Source organism: Streptomyces viridosporus T7A (genome assembly GCF_008704515.1).
Classification (GTDB): domain Bacteria; phylum Actinomycetota; class Actinomycetes; order Streptomycetales; family Streptomycetaceae; genus Streptomyces; species Streptomyces viridosporus.
Genome location: NZ_CP023700.1, coordinates 6,082,711 through 6,098,458, shown reverse-complemented (window position 1 = coordinate 6,098,458; position 15,748 = coordinate 6,082,711). Strand labels below are relative to the sequence as shown.

Annotated in this window: 16 protein-coding genes; 6 read left to right on the top strand and 10 right to left on the bottom strand. The window is 73.9% G+C overall.

The features are described 5' to 3' along the window. Nucleotides 1-13: 13 nt before the first annotated feature. A complete protein-coding gene (gene sepH, locus CP969_RS28155) occupies nt 14-1,051 on the top strand; it encodes a septation protein SepH (protein ID WP_016824343.1) in 1,038 nt (345 codons plus the stop codon). A gap of 113 nt (nt 1,052-1,164) precedes the next feature. On the opposite strand, the gene CP969_RS28150 is transcribed toward sepH, so the two are convergent. Then, nucleotides 1,165-2,016, bottom strand: a complete 852-nt coding sequence (locus CP969_RS28150; protein WP_016824344.1) for a sulfurtransferase — start codon at nt 2,014-2,016, stop codon at nt 1,165-1,167. A 287-nt stretch (nt 2,017-2,303) separates the two neighbouring features. Here CP969_RS28150 and CP969_RS28145 point away from each other — a divergent pair, with 287 nt between their 5' ends. Together CP969_RS28145 and CP969_RS28140 are read left to right on the top strand one after the other, a co-directional pair. After that, nucleotides 2,304-3,101: a VOC family protein gene (locus CP969_RS28145; protein ID WP_026084816.1), complete on the top strand. Its 798-nt coding sequence runs from the start codon at nt 2,304-2,306 to the stop codon at nt 3,099-3,101. Between the two features lie 224 nt (nt 3,102-3,325). Continuing rightward, nucleotides 3,326-3,985 (top strand): hypothetical protein, encoded by a 660-nt coding sequence (locus CP969_RS28140; RefSeq protein WP_016824346.1) that lies wholly within the window; start codon nt 3,326-3,328, stop codon nt 3,983-3,985. A 306-nt stretch (nt 3,986-4,291) separates the two neighbouring features. Here the strand turns inward: CP969_RS28140 and CP969_RS28130 are convergent, their stop codons facing one another. The 9 genes from CP969_RS28130 to CP969_RS28090 are packed head-to-tail and all read right to left on the bottom strand — an operon-like array spanning nt 4,292 to nt 12,544. Next, the gene (locus CP969_RS28130; protein ID WP_026084817.1) at nt 4,292-5,638 is read right to left on the bottom strand and encodes an ammonium transporter; all 1,347 of its coding nucleotides are present in this window, start codon (nt 5,636-5,638) and stop codon (nt 4,292-4,294) included. A 32-nt stretch (nt 5,639-5,670) separates the two neighbouring features. Then, nucleotides 5,671-6,612: an urease accessory protein UreD gene (locus CP969_RS28125; RefSeq protein WP_016824348.1), complete on the bottom strand. Its 942-nt coding sequence runs from the start codon at nt 6,610-6,612 to the stop codon at nt 5,671-5,673. Between the two features lies 1 nt (nt 6,613). After that, entirely contained in the window at nt 6,614-7,234 is a 621-nt protein-coding gene (gene ureG / locus CP969_RS28120; protein WP_004982473.1) for an urease accessory protein UreG, read from the bottom strand. Nucleotides 7,235-7,261: 27 nt separating this feature from the next. Beyond that, complete coding sequence (locus CP969_RS28115) at nt 7,262-8,008, bottom strand: urease accessory protein UreF (RefSeq protein ID WP_016824349.1); 747 nt, start codon at nt 8,006-8,008, stop codon at nt 7,262-7,264. Between the two features lie 4 nt (nt 8,009-8,012). After that, a complete protein-coding gene (gene ureC, locus CP969_RS28110) occupies nt 8,013-9,737 on the bottom strand; it encodes an urease subunit alpha (RefSeq protein WP_016824350.1) in 1,725 nt (574 codons plus the stop codon). A 1-nt stretch (nt 9,738) separates the two neighbouring features. After that, the gene (locus tag CP969_RS28105; RefSeq protein ID WP_004982480.1) at nt 9,739-10,209 is read right to left on the bottom strand and encodes an urease subunit beta; all 471 of its coding nucleotides are present in this window, start codon (nt 10,207-10,209) and stop codon (nt 9,739-9,741) included. Further along, a complete protein-coding gene (locus CP969_RS28100; RefSeq protein ID WP_016824351.1) occupies nt 10,206-11,204 on the bottom strand; it encodes a hypothetical protein in 999 nt (332 codons plus the stop codon). The genes CP969_RS28105 and CP969_RS28100 overlap by 4 nt, the downstream gene beginning before the upstream one ends. A gap of 3 nt (nt 11,205-11,207) precedes the next feature. Beyond that, the gene (locus CP969_RS28095) at nt 11,208-11,513 is read right to left on the bottom strand and encodes an urease subunit gamma (RefSeq protein WP_004982483.1); all 306 of its coding nucleotides are present in this window, start codon (nt 11,511-11,513) and stop codon (nt 11,208-11,210) included. A 56-nt stretch (nt 11,514-11,569) separates the two neighbouring features. Then, entirely contained in the window at nt 11,570-12,544 is a 975-nt protein-coding gene (locus CP969_RS28090; RefSeq protein ID WP_016824352.1) for an urea transporter, read from the bottom strand. An 80-nt stretch (nt 12,545-12,624) separates the two neighbouring features. Here CP969_RS28090 and CP969_RS28085 point away from each other — a divergent pair, with 80 nt between their 5' ends. From CP969_RS28085 to CP969_RS28075, 3 genes are read left to right on the top strand one after another with little or no spacing between them, the layout of a single operon-like run. Then, the gene (locus CP969_RS28085; RefSeq protein ID WP_004982487.1) at nt 12,625-13,134 is read left to right on the top strand and encodes a fluoride efflux transporter FluC; all 510 of its coding nucleotides are present in this window, start codon (nt 12,625-12,627) and stop codon (nt 13,132-13,134) included. Beyond that, nucleotides 13,134-13,508: a fluoride efflux transporter FluC gene (locus CP969_RS28080; protein ID WP_016824354.1), complete on the top strand. Its 375-nt coding sequence runs from the start codon at nt 13,134-13,136 to the stop codon at nt 13,506-13,508. The genes CP969_RS28085 and CP969_RS28080 overlap by 1 nt, the downstream gene beginning before the upstream one ends. After that, nucleotides 13,505-15,475, top strand: a complete 1,971-nt coding sequence (locus CP969_RS28075; RefSeq protein WP_223887114.1) for an FUSC family protein — start codon at nt 13,505-13,507, stop codon at nt 15,473-15,475. The genes CP969_RS28080 and CP969_RS28075 overlap by 4 nt, the downstream gene beginning before the upstream one ends. Nucleotides 15,476-15,748 lie beyond the last annotated feature (273 nt).

Here is a 15,748-nt window from a genome sequence, read left to right as displayed (position 1 = left end):
CCGGGAGGTCCCCATGCCCGAACTGCGTGTCGTGGCCGTCTCGAATGACGGCACACGGCTGGTGCTGAAGGCTGCGGACAGCACGGAGTACACGCTTCCGATCGACGAACGGCTCCGCGCCGCCGTGCGCGGCGACCGTCCCCGCCTCGGCCAGATCGAGATCGAGGTGGAGAGCCACCTCCGCCCCCGCGACATCCAGGCGCGCATAAGGGCCGGCGCGACCGCGGAGGAGGTCGCGCAGATGGCCGGCATCCCCGTGGACCGCGTACGCCGCTTCGAGGGCCCCGTCCTCGCCGAGCGCGCCTTCATGGCCGAGCGCGCCCGCAAGACCCCGGTCCGCCGCCCCGGCGAGAACTCCGGCCCCCCGCTCGGCGAGGCCGTCCAGGAGCGGCTGCTGCTGCGCGGCGCGGAGAAGGACACCGTCCAGTGGGACTCCTGGCGCCGCGACGACGGCACCTGGGAGGTGCTGCTGGTCTACCGGGTGGCGGGGGAACCGCACTCGGCGAGCTGGACCTACGACCCGCCCCGGCGGCTCGTCCAGGCCGTCGACGACGAGGCGCGCTCGCTGATCGGCGAGTCCGACGACCTCGCCGCGCCCGAGCCCAGCTTCCCGTTCGTCCCGCGCATCGCCCGGCTGCCGCGCGACCGTTCCGGCGACCGCGAGCGGCCGAACCTGCCCGCACAGGCGTCCGAGCCCGCCGAGGAGTCCACGGCGGTCACGGCCTCGGGCGAACGGGACTCGCTGACCAGCCTGCTGGAGGCGGTGCCCAGCTTCCGGGGCGACCTGGTCGTCCCCGAGCGGACGCCCGAGCCCGACTCCGAGGAGCCCGACTCCGAGTCCGAGGCGGAGGAGCCGCCGGCCCCCGCGGCCTCGGCCGGCTCCGCCTACGCGGACGTGCTGATGCCCCGTTCGGTCGGCAGTCACCGGGACCGCCTCATCGGTGCCACCGACCGTCAGGCCGAGGCGGACGGCGTCCGGCCGGGCCGCCGTGCGGCGGTGCCGAGCTGGGACGAGATCGTGTTCGGGACGCGCCGCAAGAAGCAGGAGTAGCCCGGAGGACGGGAGCGGCCCGGTTCCGTGCGCTGCCGCCGTACGGGCGGCGGGTGCGGACGACGGACCCGGGGGCGCTCACCGCGCGGTGAGCGCCCCCTTCCCGTTCCCGGTCACTGCGGGTCGGGCCCCACCGCGACCGGCCGCTCCGGGTCCGAGGACCACTCCGACCAGGAGCCGACGTACAGCGCCGCCGGGATGCCCGCGACCGCCAGCGCCAGCACCTCGTGGGCCCCGGAGACCCCGGAGCCGCAGTACACACCGACCGGCACGTCCTCGGACACGCCCAACTCCTCGAAACGCGCGCGCAGTTCCCCGGCGGGCAGGAAACGGCCGTCCGGGCCGACGTTCTCCGTCGTGGGCGCCGAGACCGCGCCGGGGATGTGCCCGCCGACCCGGTCGATCGGCTCCACCTCGCCCCGGTACCGCTCCCCCGCGCGTGCGTCCAGCAGCACCCCGGAGCGCGCCAGCGCCGCCGCGCCGTCGGCGTCGAGCAGCCCGGTCGCCGACGGCACGGGGATGAAGTCGCCCTCGGCCGGGGACGGCTCCGACGTCTCCAGCGGCCCCTCCCAGGACGGCAACCCGCCGTCGAGGACCCGCACGTCCGGGTGACCCGTCCACCTCAGCAGCCACCACGCGCGGGCGGCCCCCCACCCCATGCCCCCGTCGTACACGACCACCGGTGTTCCCGACGACACGCCCGCCCGGCGCATCGCGGCGCCGAACTTTGCGAGGTCGGGCAGCGGATGGCGTCCGCGCTCACCCGGCGCGGAGGCCAACTCCCCGTCCAGGTCCACGAAGACGGCGCCGGGAAGGTGTCCCGCCCGGTAGGCGGCCCGTCCGTCGAACGGCGGCTCACCGGTCGCCTTGGCCAGGCTGAGCTGCCAGCGGACGTCGAGCAGGACGGGCGGGTTCCCGGCCGTCAGTTCCCGCGCGAGTTCGGATGCGGAGATGGTGGCGTTCATGACCCCATCCTCGCGCACGGGGTGGCCGAGTCGTCCCGGTCCGGCTACTCTGCTCGGCCGAGCAGCTCCGGTCACGAGGCGTACGGGATCGGGCACATGCTGTACAACCGATCGACACCCGTCGGCCAGCGCGCCGAAGAGGACGAGGGCCCGCGCATCGGGCATCCTCCGGGAGCAGACACCGTCGCGCGGGCGCGGGGACGGTCCGCGGAGCGGACGCGGCACGGCCCCCCTCCGGGGTCGAGAAGAGCACGGCCGCCGTGAGGGCGGCCGAGGAGAGAGTGACGATGACCGACGCACGGGGGGCCGCCCGCCCGAACGGCGGAACGCCGCACGCGCCCGGCACACCTTGCTGGGTGAGCCTGATGGTGCGCTCGCTGGACGCGACCGAGGAGTTCTACGGAGCGCTGTTCGGCTGGGAGTTCCGGCCCGGCCCCCAACCGTTCGGCCCCTCTGTGCGCGCCCTGCTCGACGGACACGACGTGGCCGGTATCGGCCTGCTGCCGCCGGACCGCCACCTGCCGGTCGCGTGGACGCCCTACTTCGCCTCGGCCGACGCGGACGCGACGGCCGAGGCGGTGCGCTCCCGCGGCGGCACGGTCGGGGTCGGCCCGCTGGACGTCTCCGCCGCCGGGAGGCTGGCGATCTGCTCCGACCCCTGCGGCGCCGTCTTCGGCGTCTGGCAGGCCGCCGACCCTCTCGGCACCTCCGTCACCGGCGTCCCCGGCACCCCCGCCTGGAACGAGCTGACGACCTTCGAGTCGCAGACCGTCGCCAAGTTCTACGAGACGGTGTTCGGCTACGACGAGGAGCCGGAGGTCTCCGCGGACTTCGACCACATCACCCTGCGCCTGGACGGCCGCCCCGTGGCCGGCGTCCGAGGGGTGGGCCGCGCCGTGCCCCGGGACCGGGGGCCGCACTGGACGACGTACTTCACCGTGACCGACACGGACGACGCGGTCGACCACGTCCGGCACCTGGGCGGCCGGATCCTCACACCGGCCCGCGACTCCCCCCACGGCCGCGTCGCCACGGTGGCGGACCGGGAGGGGGCGCGGTTCGCGCTGCTGCAGGGGCCGCGCTGAACCGCACCGGCCGGGTGGACGCGCCGGGAGCACGTCCGGCGACAGGGCCGCCGCGCGGGCCGTCGCCCGACCGGGTCACCGGGCGCGCGCCCGCGCACGCCCGAGGGCACAGTGGGGGTGCAGCCGTCGTCGAACGCGGGGAACGGGGCCGCAGCCGGCGGCCGTCCCGGCAGGGGACTCGTCGGCCGGGAAGACGTCACCACAGCGGTCCGCCGGGAGGATCCGTGCACGACAAGCCGCTCAGCAAGCTCGCCGGTCACCTGCTGCACCGGCGGCCGGGCGCCTCGCGTCCCACGCGGCACCGGGTCGGGCCGGACACGTTCGGCCTGGACGAGGAGAGGGTCCTCCGGTTCGCCGACGGCACGCTGGACCCCGCGCAGGAGCCGCGGCTCGCGGAGGAGGTCGCCGAGGTCCTCCCCCTGGGCTGGTCCCTGTCGCCGAGGGCCAAGGAACGGCTGTACACGGTCACCGAACACCTGGGCGGTGAACTCCGGTTGCTGGAGTGGCTGGACCGCCACCCCGGCCTTCCGCGCCTGACCGCACGGCTGGTCGTGCTGACGGGCATCCTCGACCGGTACAGCGACGACGCCGGGGTCGTCGAGGCCCTGCGCTCGTCCCGTGCCGAGGAGCCGCTTCCCGCCGGGCTGGAGGGCGTCCTGCCGCCGGAGACCGACGAGGAGACGCTCAGCGACATCTCCTACCGCATCGACGAACTCCTCTTCGAACGGCACCCGCAGGACGCGGCGCGGCTCGCCCTGGCGACGACGGACTGGCTGCGCAGCGCCGCCCGGCGGGCGGCCCCCTCGTCCCCCGGGACCGGTGAGATGGGCGACCTGATGGACCATCTGCACAAGGACATCAGCGAGGCCGGCACGGCGGCGTAGCCCGTGCACGGGCGGCGCGCCGGACCCGCGGCCCGCCCTCGTCCGTTCCCCCCCCCGTCACCGCCTTCCGCCGTCGCCTTCCGTCGTTCTCTCCCGTCGTCGCCTTCCGTGCCCGCCGCGGCGCGGACGGTCCCGGAAGCCGCCGGCCGTCCCGCCGCGCGGTGACGTGGCCGTCCCCCGCGGCCACGGCCGGACAGCGGTGGAGCCCGGAGCGGAAGGTGGCCTTCCGCTGTCCCGCGGCGGCTTCGGGCGGCCGGCGCGCCCGTCCGCCGGCCGTGGCGCGTGCGGGGCGCGTGCCGGAACCCCTCAGCTCTCCCGGCGGTCCTGCAGGAGCCGCTGGATCTCGGTCAGGGTCTCCCGGTCGGGGCCCCGGCCACCGGCCGTCAGGGCGTCCAGGCGTTCGGCGGTGCGCAGGTCGTAGGCGCGTTCCTCGTCCTGGCCCGGGACCGCGGCGTACGTCTCCTTCTCCGCGAAGCCGATGACGACGTCGACGACCTTGGCGATGATCCAGGTCATGACGAAGGAGAACGCGGCGACGGCGAGGATGGCGACGACCTGCCGCCAGAGCAGGGAGAGGCCGCCGCCGTAGAAGAGTCCTTCCTTGCCGCTCACCTGGGCCGTGGCGAACAGGCCGACCATGATCAGCCCGACCAGGCCGCCCGCGCCGTGCACCCCGACCACGTCGAGCGTGTCGTCCACGTTCAGGCGGTACTTGAGGGTGACGGCGTACGCGCAGACCGCACCCGCGACGAGCCCGGTCACCAGCGCGCCGGTGGGGTCGATCTCGCCGCACGCGGGGGTGATGGCCACCATGCCGGCCACCGCGCCCGAGCCCACGCCCATCATGGTGACCCTGCGGGTGCGCCAGTACTCCACCAGCGGCCAGGTGACCATGGCTCCGGCCGCGCCGAGCTGGGTGTTGATGAGGGCCGTGGCGGCGGTGCCGGTGTCACGGACGGCCGAGCCGGCGTTGAAGGCCAGCCAGCCGAACCAGAGCAGGGCCACACCGATCATGACCAGGGGGATGTTGTTGGGCCTCGGCTCCTTGCGCCGGAAGTCCGCCGGGCCCCTGATGACCAGGGCCGTGGCCAGCCCGGCGATGCCCGAGTTGAGTTCCACCGGCAGCCCGCCGGCGAAGTCCAGCGCCCCCAGGTGCTTCGTGATCCAGCCGTCCTCCGTGTCGAAGACCCAGTGCGCGGCCGGCACGTACACGATCAGCAGCCACAGCACCGAGAAGACCAGCCACCCCCGCATCGTGGCCCGGCCGGCGATGGACCCGCTGATCAGCGCCACCGTGACGATGGCGAAGCCCATCTGGAAGGTGGTGTAGACGTAGGTGGGGATGGACCCGGTCAGGGTGTTCGGCTCGATGTCCCACAGGAAGGCGTGGTCCAGGTTGCCGATGAGGCCGACGCCGCCGACGTCCGGGCCGAAGGCCAGCGAGTAACCGACCATGTACCAGAGGATGCTCACGAAGCACAGCGAGGCGAAGCTCATCTTGAGCATCACCAGGATGTGCTTGGTGCGGACCATGCCGCCGTAGAAGAAGGCGAGGGCGGGGGTCATCAGCAACACCATGGCGGTCGCGGCCAGCATCCAGGCGGTGTCGCCGGAGTCGTAGCCGGGCGGCATGGGGGCGGGTGCGGTGATCACGGGCATGGTCTCCTGATCGCGTCGGGCGCACGCTACGGCTTGCGCAGGTCGGGGGCGGGGTGACCGATGAGCAGCCGCCGCACGGCGTCCCACGCGGCGCGGACGGCGTCGGCGACGCGGGGCTGTTCACGGGCGAGGATCCGCACCCAGGCCCCGCAGTCGTCCGGCAGCACGCTCGCCCCGTGCAGCACCTCACGGTCCGTCAGGGCCCGGTGCAGGGTGTCGGCGATCTCGGCGGCGGGGCGCCGGCCGCTCACCACGAACAGCGAGGCGACGTGGTCGTGCCCGGCGAAGACGCCCGGTCCGCTCACCCCGCCGGGCCGCTCCGGCCGCAGCCGCAGGGTGTCCACCGCCAGCAGCGTCCCGTCGGGCCGGCGGATCTCCAGGTCGTTGGTGAGCACGGTGTACTCGTGCCGCTCGCCCCGGGCGATCCGGCCCGCCGTGACCGTCTCCCCGTACACCACCGTGGCGTTCTCGTCGACGGTCAGCACCGCGCCCTGGTGGAAGCGCGCCCCCGCGAAGGGGATCAGCGGATCGGGCAGGTACTCGACGTAGGCGCCGTCGGCCGCGGTCAGGTGGACGCGCTGCGTCGCGTAGTCCTGCTCCATCCGGTAGACCTTGGTGGCCGCCTGCGTGGTGAACAGGACCCGGGTTCCCGGGCCGCACCGGAGGTCCTGGCGGTAGCGGTCGGCCTGGGCGATGCCGCCGCCGGTGGCCATCACGTAGGTGAACGCCATGCCGGGCAGCGCCGGGTCGACGTAGAGCGGGCGCATGATCTCCAGGGGTGACTTCTGGTACCGCTCGACCAGTTCCGTCCGGTCCCCGCGGAGGGCGAACCCGAGGTCGAGGATGCCGACCTTGGCCGGCGAACCCGGGCCGAGGGTCTCGGGCGCCGCCGAGAACGCGGCCAGCTCCGGCGGGAGCCGGACGGGCTCGTAGTACTCCGGCACGAGCCGGTCGCGGACGGCCGGCACGTCAGATCAGCACCTTGCGCCGGGACTCGAGGAAGGCGGCGACCTCGTCGACGCCCTTGCCGGTCAGGCAGTCGGTCAGCACCACCGGTCCGTCGCCGCGCACCCGGTGGGCGTCGGACTCCATGACGTCGATGTCGGTGCGCACGTAGCGGGCGATGTCGATCTTGTTGATGACCAGCAGGTCCGAGTCGGTGATGCCCGGTCCCCGCTTGCGCGGCATCTTCTCGCCCTCGGCGGTGTCCAGGACGAAGACGAACACGTCCACCAGGGCCGGGCTGAAGGTGAGGGTCAGGTTGTCGCCGCCGCTCTCGTAGAGGAGGACGTCGATGTCGGGGCAGCGTTCGAGCATCTCGGCGCCGGCCGCCAGGTTCATCGTCGGGTCGTCGCGCACGGCGGTGTGCGGGCAGGCCCCCGTCTCCACGCCCACGACGCGTTCGCCCTCCAGCACCCCCTCGAGCGTGCGGCGGACGTGCTGGGCGTCCTCCTGGGTGTAGATGTCGTTGGTGATCACGCCGGGCCGGTGGCCCTGCTTGATCAGGATCGGGACGAGCGCCTCGATGAGGGCGGTCTTCCCCGACCCGACGGGACCGCCGATCCCGACGCGCAGGACGTTGTCTCGCATGTTCTCTTCCTCCCGGTAACGGGGCGGTCAGCTGGCGAAGAGGCGGGCCTCGGCCCGCTCGTGGCGGGCGGACATGACGTCCGCGGCGAAGGTGGTCGCCCCGAGGTCGTCGAGGCCCCGGGTCAGTGCCTGACGCGTGGTCTCCTCGATGACCGGGGCCGTCCGCCGCAGCAGGACCTGGGCCAGGCGGTGGTCGGTCAGCCGCAGTCTCAGCGCCGCGCCGGCGAAGCTCGCGCAGAACGCGAACAGGTCGGCGGCGACGGCCTGGCGCACGGGCACCCCGGTCTCCGCGTACACGACCCCGGCGGCGACGGCCTGCGTGCCCGGCGCCCGACGGGCCGTCACCGTCCGGTGGTAGCCGGCGATCCCGGGTGTGCCGAAGACCTCGGCGGCGAGGTCCAGCAGTTGGCGCCCGGTCCGGGTGGCGGCCTGCCGCATCTCGCGGTTGAGCTTCGTGGCGTGCAGCCGCCGGTCCGTCGCGGCCACCGCCGCCCAGTCCCCCGCCGCGGCGGCCCGGTGGGCCAGGGCCAGCGCGGTGGCGTCGGACGGGCCGACGCCGTGCCTGAGGAGGTCGTGGAGCAGCGCGGGGAGGGAGCCGCGGTCGACGGCTCCCTCCTGGACGAAGCCCTCAAGGCTGTGGGACAGGGTGTAGAAACCACTGGGGAACGCCGAGTCGGTCAACTGGAGGCTGACCAGGAGGTGCCCCAGGTCCGTGTCGGGTGCCTCGGTGCCCCGGGCGGACCCGCCCGGCTCGGCGGTCTCGTCGCGGTACATGCGCTCAGACCAGGAAGAACAGCTGGTTGAGGGGGAGTTTCTGGGCGGGGTCGATGGTCACGACCTCACCGTCCAACGTGACCTTGTACGTCTCCGGGTCGACCTCGATCTTCGGCACGACGTCGTTGCGGATCATGTTGTGCTTGCCGATGGTGCGGGTCTTGCGCACCGGGAGCACCTTCCGTTCCAGGCCGAGCTTCTCGGGCACTCCGGCCGCGATGCCGGCCTGCGACATGAAGGTGACGTGCGTCGCCTGCATGGCGCGCCCGTAGTGGCCGAACGACGGCCGGTAGTAGACGGGTTGCGGGGTGGGCAGCGAGGCGTTGGGGTCGCCCATCTGCGCCCAGGAGACGATGCCGCCCTTGATGACCATCTTCGGCTTGGCGCCGAAGGAGTGCATCGGCCACAGGACGATGTCGGCGAGCTTGCCCGGCTCGATCGACCCGACGTAGTCCGAGATGCCGCTGGCGATGGCCGGGTTGATGGTGACCTTGGCCAGGAAGCGCAGGACGCGCCGGTTGTCGTTGCGCTCGGAGTCCTCGGGCAGCGGCCCGAAGGCCTCCTTGCACACGTGCGCGATCTGGAAGGCGCGGGTGACGGACTCGCCGATGCGGCCCATGGCCTGGGAGTCGGACGAGATCATGCTGATGACGCCCCGGTCGTGCAGAACCGTTTCGGCCGCGATGGTCTCCGCGCGCACCCGGCTGTCCGCGAAGGCCACGTCCTCGGGGATGCCGTGGCTGAGGTGGTGGCACACCATCACCATGTCCAGCAGTTCGTCCACGGAGTTCTTGGTGTACGGGAGCGTGGGGTTGGTGGAGGACGGCAGGACGTTGGGCTCGCCGGTGACCCGCAGGATGTCGGGGGCGTGGCCGCCGCCCGCGCCCTCGCTGTGGAAGGTGTGGATGGTGCGGCCGTCGATCGCGGAACGGGTGTCCTCGAAGAAGCCGCCCTCGTTGAGGGTGTCGGTGTGGATCGCGATCTGGACGTCGTGCCGGTCGGCGACCGCCAGCGCGTTGTCGATGACGGCGGGGGTGGAGCCCCAGTCCTCGTGGACCTTGAGGGCGGCGGCACCGGCCTCGATCTGCTCGTCCAGGGCGCCGGGCAGGCTGCCGTTGCCCTTGCCCATGACGCCGAGGTTGACCGGCAGGTCCTCGGCGGCCTGCAGGATGCGGGCGAGGTTGTAGGGGCCGGGGGTGCAGGTCGTGCCGTTGGTCCCGTCCGTCGGCCCGGTGCCGCCGCCGAACAGCGTGGTGATGCCGTTGCTGAGGGCCTGTTGGCACTGCTGGGGGGTGATGAGGTGGACGTGCGCGTCCATGGCCCCGGCGGTCGCGATCAGGTGCTCGCCGGCGATGACCTCCGTACCGGTGCCGATGACGAGCCGGGGGTCGACGGAGTCCTGGGTCTGCGGGTTGCCGGCCTTGCCGATGCCCGCGATGAAGCCGTCCTTGACGCCGATGTCGCACTTGACCACGCCGACCACCGGGTCCATGACCACGACGTTGGTGATCACGAGGTCGAGGGCGCCCTGCGCGGCGGTGGCCTGCGGGTCGGAGGACATGCCGTCGCGCATGGTCTTGCCGCCGCCGTAGACCACCTCGTCGCCGTACGTGCCCTCGCGGACGTCCTTCTCGACCTCGACGACGAGGTTGGTGTCGGCCAGCCGGAACCGGTCGCCCACCGTGGGGCCGAACAGGTCGGCGTACTGCTTGCGGGAGAGGGTCGGCATGTCAGTGGGATCCCTTCTTCGTGTTCTTCTTGGCACCGGACTTGCCCGAGCCCGACTTGCCGGCCGCGTCACCGGTCCCGTGCTCCCCGTCCCCCTCCTGGCCCGCTCCGCGGAATCCGCGCCGCAGCGCCCGGCTGACGGCCTCGACCCGGGCGGGGTGCGACTTGACGCTGCCGTTGAGGAGGCCGCTGAAGCCGTGCAGGCGCCCGGTGCCCGCGTACGTGCACAGCTCCACCTCGTGGGTGCCGCCGGGTTCGAAGCGGACGGCGGTGCCGGCGGCGATGTTGAGGTGCATGCCGAGCGCGATGTCGCGGTCGAATTCGAGGGCGGAGTTCACTTCGAAGAAGTGGTAGTCCGAACCGACCTGGATCGCCCGGTCGCCCGTGTTGCGGACGGTGACCTTGACGGTCCGCCGGCCGGCGTTGATCTCGATCGGGCCGTCGCCGTACTGGTAGCGCGGGGGAAGCGTCATCGAGGACTCCTGTGGGAGGGGAGGAGGTGCGGATCGGCACCCCGGTGCGCGACGGCGTCGGCACGGTGGTGCGGGGGCGGGTGGCCGTAGGGGGCGCGGTGGCCGCGGTGCGAGGCCGCCGCGCCGTCCGGCCCGTGGGGGTGCGTGCGGGGGTCGTGGTGCGTCCCGTGGACGTGGGTGTGCGGGCCGTGCGGTCCGTGGGAGCCGTGCGACTCGTCGGTGTGCGGGGGCCCGTGGGCGTGGTCGCCCGGGCCGTGGGTGTGGGCGTGGCCGCCCGGGCCGTGGGTGTGGGCGTGACCGTGGTCGTGGGCCGCCCGGAGCCCCCGGGACAGGCCGTCGTCGCCGAGCCGGTCGTGCCGCTCCCACGCCTCGCGCACCCGTGCGTCGAGAACGCCCGCCACAGCGGGCGCCGCAAGCAACGGCCCGCCCGGCTCGCAGTGTTCGGGGTCGGGGACCCGCGGCGTCACCCATGCGGCCGGGAGCAGGACGACACGCCGCTCGCCGAGGGCGCGGCAGCGCCGTACGCCCTCGGCCGGGTCCGGGTCGCCCCCGATCAGGGCGACCTCGACCGTGCGGTGCCGGCCGTACTGCCGTACCAGGCGTGCGATCCGGAAGAGGTCCGCGTCGACGAACGGGTCGCCCGACGGGGCGGTGACCAGCAGCGCCTTGTCCGCGGCCACCCGCGAGGCCGCCGCGCGGAGCCAGCCGACCAGGTGGTCCGCGGTGCCGAAGGGCTCGGCCAGCACGGTCCCGGCGCGGTCCTCGGCGGAGAGGGCCAGCAGGGTGCGGGCGGCGTCGGCGACCAGTTCCGGGTCCCTGCCCAGGGTCATCGGCACCACGCAGACGGGCTCGCCCCGGGCGCGCAACGCGCTGACGCGCCGGAACAGTTCGCGTCCGCCGGACACACAGGAGACCCGGGGGCCCAGCAGGCCGCGCAGGGCCCGTCCGCCGTCGCTCTCGTGCCCGCCGACCGCGACCACCTCGCCCGGGGACACGGCTCAGCCGCCGACCGGGTCGTGGCAGGAGACGAGTTTGTTGCCGTCGTCGAAGGTCGCCTCCACCTGGAGCAGCGGCAGCATCTCCCGCACGCCCGGCATGGTGCTGTCCTCGTCGACCACGTTCCGGCCCAGCTCCATGCAGTCGGCGACGCTCTTGCCGTCCCTGGCCGCCTCGAGGATGGCCTCGGTGATGAGCGCCACCGATTCGCTGTAGTTGAGCTTCAGTCCGCGCTCACGGCGTTTGCGGGCCAGGTCGGCCACGACGTACACGAGCAGTTTGTCGATCTCTCGGGGGGCCAGGTTCATGGGGCAACGCCTTCCTCGGTGAATGGGTGCGGGCCCGGCTCTCGGGGCGGACGGGCCTAGGAGTCGTCGGCCAGGGGGGTGATGCGCGGCAGGAAGGGCACGGCCGCCAGCAGCGCCCAGGTCGTGATGTTGAACGGCCAGGTGAAGGTGTGGCTGCCGAAGGTCTCGAAGAGCACCGACAGGGAGGCCGTCAGGGCCGTGCTGGCGGCGGCCGCCAGCACCGTGAAGCCGTAGTTCCACGCGGTGGGGCGCAGCAGGACGACGCCGAACGCCAGGCTCGTCAGGACGGCGTTGTAGCCGTAGATCCCCTCGCCGATCAGGACGGCGGGCGCACCGAGCGCCCACGCCGTGAGGAGACCGACGACGCTGCCCACCACGGCGAACACGCCCACCTTCCAGCCGGCCAGGAAGAGGCCGACCAGCATGATCAGCCCGACGTACCAGGTCCCGGCGAAGAAGATCTGGGAGACGTTCGTGAAGAAGCCCTGCCACAGGTCGGTCCAGCTGACGACGGGGCTCCTGGGGGTCGCCGGGGTGACGGCGGTCTCCGGCGTCCCGTGCCAGACGCGCTCGAACGAAGGGGCCCCCAGGACCATCACGAGGGCGACGAGGCAGAACGGTCCGGTGAACGCCCTTAGCCCGAAGGGGTTGAGCAGGCGGTTGAGGGTCGCGGTCACCAGGGTGCACATGACGGCGGCGGCCACCGCCATGACGTACGTCGACGGGTGGTTGCCGAGGTACACCACCATGGCGATGCTGCCGAGCACGCCGCAGTAGGTCATCAGCCCCTGGGTCAGGGTGTCGTGCGGGACGGCCAGGAGGCGTGCGGTGAGGGTCGACACCACCGCGCCGAGGGTGGCGAAGAGCCCCATCTCCCAGCTCTCCACCCACAGGGCGGCCAGGATGACCAACGAAGTCAGGACACTGGCCTGGAAGTCGACCTGGCCCACGCCCCGCAGGGTGCCGAGAGCCGTGTCCTTCAGGGAGCCCTGCGTGGACACGGGGGCGGCCTCGGTGAGCTGGGAAGCCACACGCACTCCTTCGCCGGATGGGGAGGAACGAGGGTGATGCGTCCAGCGCCGCGTCATCGCCGGAACACTAATGTGACGATATGCACCTTATGGGAGGTACACATCTCCACCCGCACCCGGACCACACGCCCGGCACGCGGTGGCCCGTGGTCGCGGTCGTGGCGGCGGGTGGGGCGGTGGGCGCCCTCCTGCGCTACGGCGTCTCCCGCCTGTGGCGCAACGGCAGCGACGCCCATGCCGTCTGGCGGACCGGAGAGGCCGCCTTCCCCTGGACGACCCTGGTGATCAACGTCGTCGGCTGCTTCCTCATGGGAGTGCTGACCGTCGCGTTGAAGGAGCGGTTCACCCGCTCCCCCCGGCTGCTGAACCCCTTCCTGGGCACGGGCGTCCTCGGCGGCTTCACCACGTTCTCGTCCTACACGGACGACGCCCGCAGGCTGTTCGAGAACGACCAGGCGGCCGCCGCCATCGGCTACCTCGTCCTGACCGCGGCCGGAGCCCTGGCGGGTGTCGCCCTCGGCGTGGCCCTGGCACGCATCGTCCTGACACGTCCGCGGCGCACGGCGACCGCGCCGGGGAGGGCCGCCTGATGGGTGAATGGCTCCTGGTCCTCGTCGGCGGCGCGATCGGCGCACCGGCCCGCTACCTGATCGGCGAGGCGGCGCGCGCACGCCTGCCGTCCGCGTTCCACTGGGGCACCTTCCTCGCCAACATGGCCGCGTCCCTGGTCCTGGGCTTCCTGGTCGAGGCCGGCACCGAAGGCGCGCTCGGCAGCACCGGGCAGGCACTGCTCTCGGTGGGGTTCTGCGGCGCCCTGTCCACCTGGTCCACGTTCTCCAACGAGCTCATGTCCACGGCCAGTTCCCTGCGGGTCGCCCAGGCCGCCAGTTACCTGCTGGTGACGGTCGCCCTCGGGCTCGCCCTGTCGTTCACGGGCGCGGCCGTCGCCCAGACCCTGTGGTGATCACGGCGATCACCCGAAAGGCGCACCGGTGGCGCGCCGCGCTGCCCGCGCTCGACCGGTGGCGCGCCGTCCGGTCGACACTGGCCTTCGGGCTCTGCTTCGGCGTCGTCACGGCGGTCGCCGGCATCGGCAACGGGGTGTTCGCCGCGATCGGCTGCTACGTCGACGCCTACGGCGCCCGGGACCCCTACCCCCGGCGGGGCCCGGTCCTCGCCCTGCTCTGCGGGGGTTTCGTCCTGGCGTTCACGGCGGGCTCACTGGCCGCGGGAGACGCGTGGGCGATGACGGCGGTGCTCGCCGTCGTCGCGGTCACGGCCACCCTGGTCGTCCGGACGCTCCATCTGAGCGGGCCGGGCAGCTACTTCGTCGTCCTGGTCTCCGCCCTGGCGGCCTTCCTGCCTCCGGTGGACCTCGCGGAGACGGCGACCCGGGCCGGCTACGTCGCCCTCGGTGCGTCCGCGTCGTGGCTGTCCGCCATGTCGGGCCGGCTCGTGCGGCCGTACGGCCCCGAGGAACGCTCGGTCGCGGCCGCCTTCCGGTCGGTCGCGGCGTTCGCGGACGCGACCCGCCGGGCCGCGGCCGGGCACCCGCCGGGCGACACCACCACCGCCCAGCGGAGCGCCTACACGGCGGTGCACGCGACCTGGTCGGCGCTCGACGACGCCCTGGGCCGGCGCACTGCGCCGGCTCCCCGGCGGCTGGCGCTCCACGCCCTCATGCTCCGGCTGGAGGTCGTGCTCGACACGGTGCAGAACGCGGCGGAGCGGGGCGGCGAGCCGGTACCGGCCGCATGGGGCCCCTGGCTCCGGGGCGCGGCGGCGACGGTGAGGGCGGGCCGGACACCGGCGTCCTGGCCCGTCGAGACAGGGGTCGGGGCCGCCTGGTCGCCGGGCGGGGCCGGTGACCGGACACCGGCGTCACCGGCGCTCCCGGAGTCCGTGCACGCGCTCTGGCCGGCGCCGCTGCCGCCGCGCAAGAGCCTGGGCACCGAACTGCGTCTCGTGCTGTCCTCCGCCTCCCCCGCCCCGACGGTCGCCCTGCGGGTCGGGCTCGCCGTCGCGGTGGGCACCGTCCTGGGCTGGGCGCTCCCCCTGATGCACCCGGCGTGGGTGGCGGTGGGAGCGGCCGCGGCGCTCCAGGGCGGACCCGGTCAGCAGCCCTCGCAGCGCGTCGGCTCACGGTTCGTCGGGACGGTGGCCGGGGTGGTGGTCACGGTTCTGGTCGCCCAGGTCTACCGGCCCGGCGTGTGGGCGACCGTGGCCCTGGCCACGGTCGTGCACGGGGTCTCGCGCGCCCTGCCCCCCGGTTCCCTCCTCGCCCGCACCCTGCTGAACACCCCGGTCGCGCTGCTGCTCGTCAACGCCGCCCTCGTCTCGGGACCGGGTCTGGGGCCGCTCGCCGCGTACCGGCTGCTCGACCTCACCCTCGGCATGTGTCTCGGCATGGCCGCCGCCCTGCTGCTGGTGCGCGGTGTGCCGCTGCGCCGGGTGTGCGCCGCCGTCTCGGCGGCCGTGTCGGCGACGGGGCCGGCCGTGCGGGAACGCCTGCGCACGGGGACGGCCCACGCCGTGTCCGAGGGGACCGCCTGGCAGCGAACGGCGGACCTGTGGACCATGCACGCCTCGGTGCCCGCCGAGGAGATCCGTTCCACCGGCACCGCCGACCGGCTGTGGCCGACCCTGCTGGCGGTCCGCCGCCTGCTCTCCTGGAACCTCCTCGGCGGCCCCACACCACCCGCCCCCGACGACGGCGCGCGGGCCGGGGTCTTCCTGCACGTCCTGGCCGGTGCGGCGCGTGCGGGCCTGCCCGGCTCCCCCGGACTCCGGTCGGCTCTCCCGCACCCGCTGCGGATCCCGGAGCCGGCCCACGACCCGGAGTTGCACAGGAGGCTGGCAGCGCTCCGCTCCGCTCTGGAGCGTCCCGCTCCCCCGTCACCGGGCGCGGCGCCGCCGAACGACGCGCACTGAACCGGGGCACGCGGCTCGAGGCGGCCGTTCCGCGCCCCGGTTCCCCCTCGGCCCTCCTGCCGGACCGTTCGCCGGCCGGGCCCGCGGCCGGCCGTCAGGCGGGGACGCGGTCGTCCCGTACGCCGGCCTCGCGCCGTACCCCGTCGCCTCCGGCCCCGCCCCGTCCGGGAGCGGCCACCGTGGAACCGTGGGCGGCGGGTCGTGCCGGACGGCGGTCGGCCTTCACCCGTATGACCCCGCTGTGCTGGTCGCCCGGGCGGGCCGGTGGTGCGG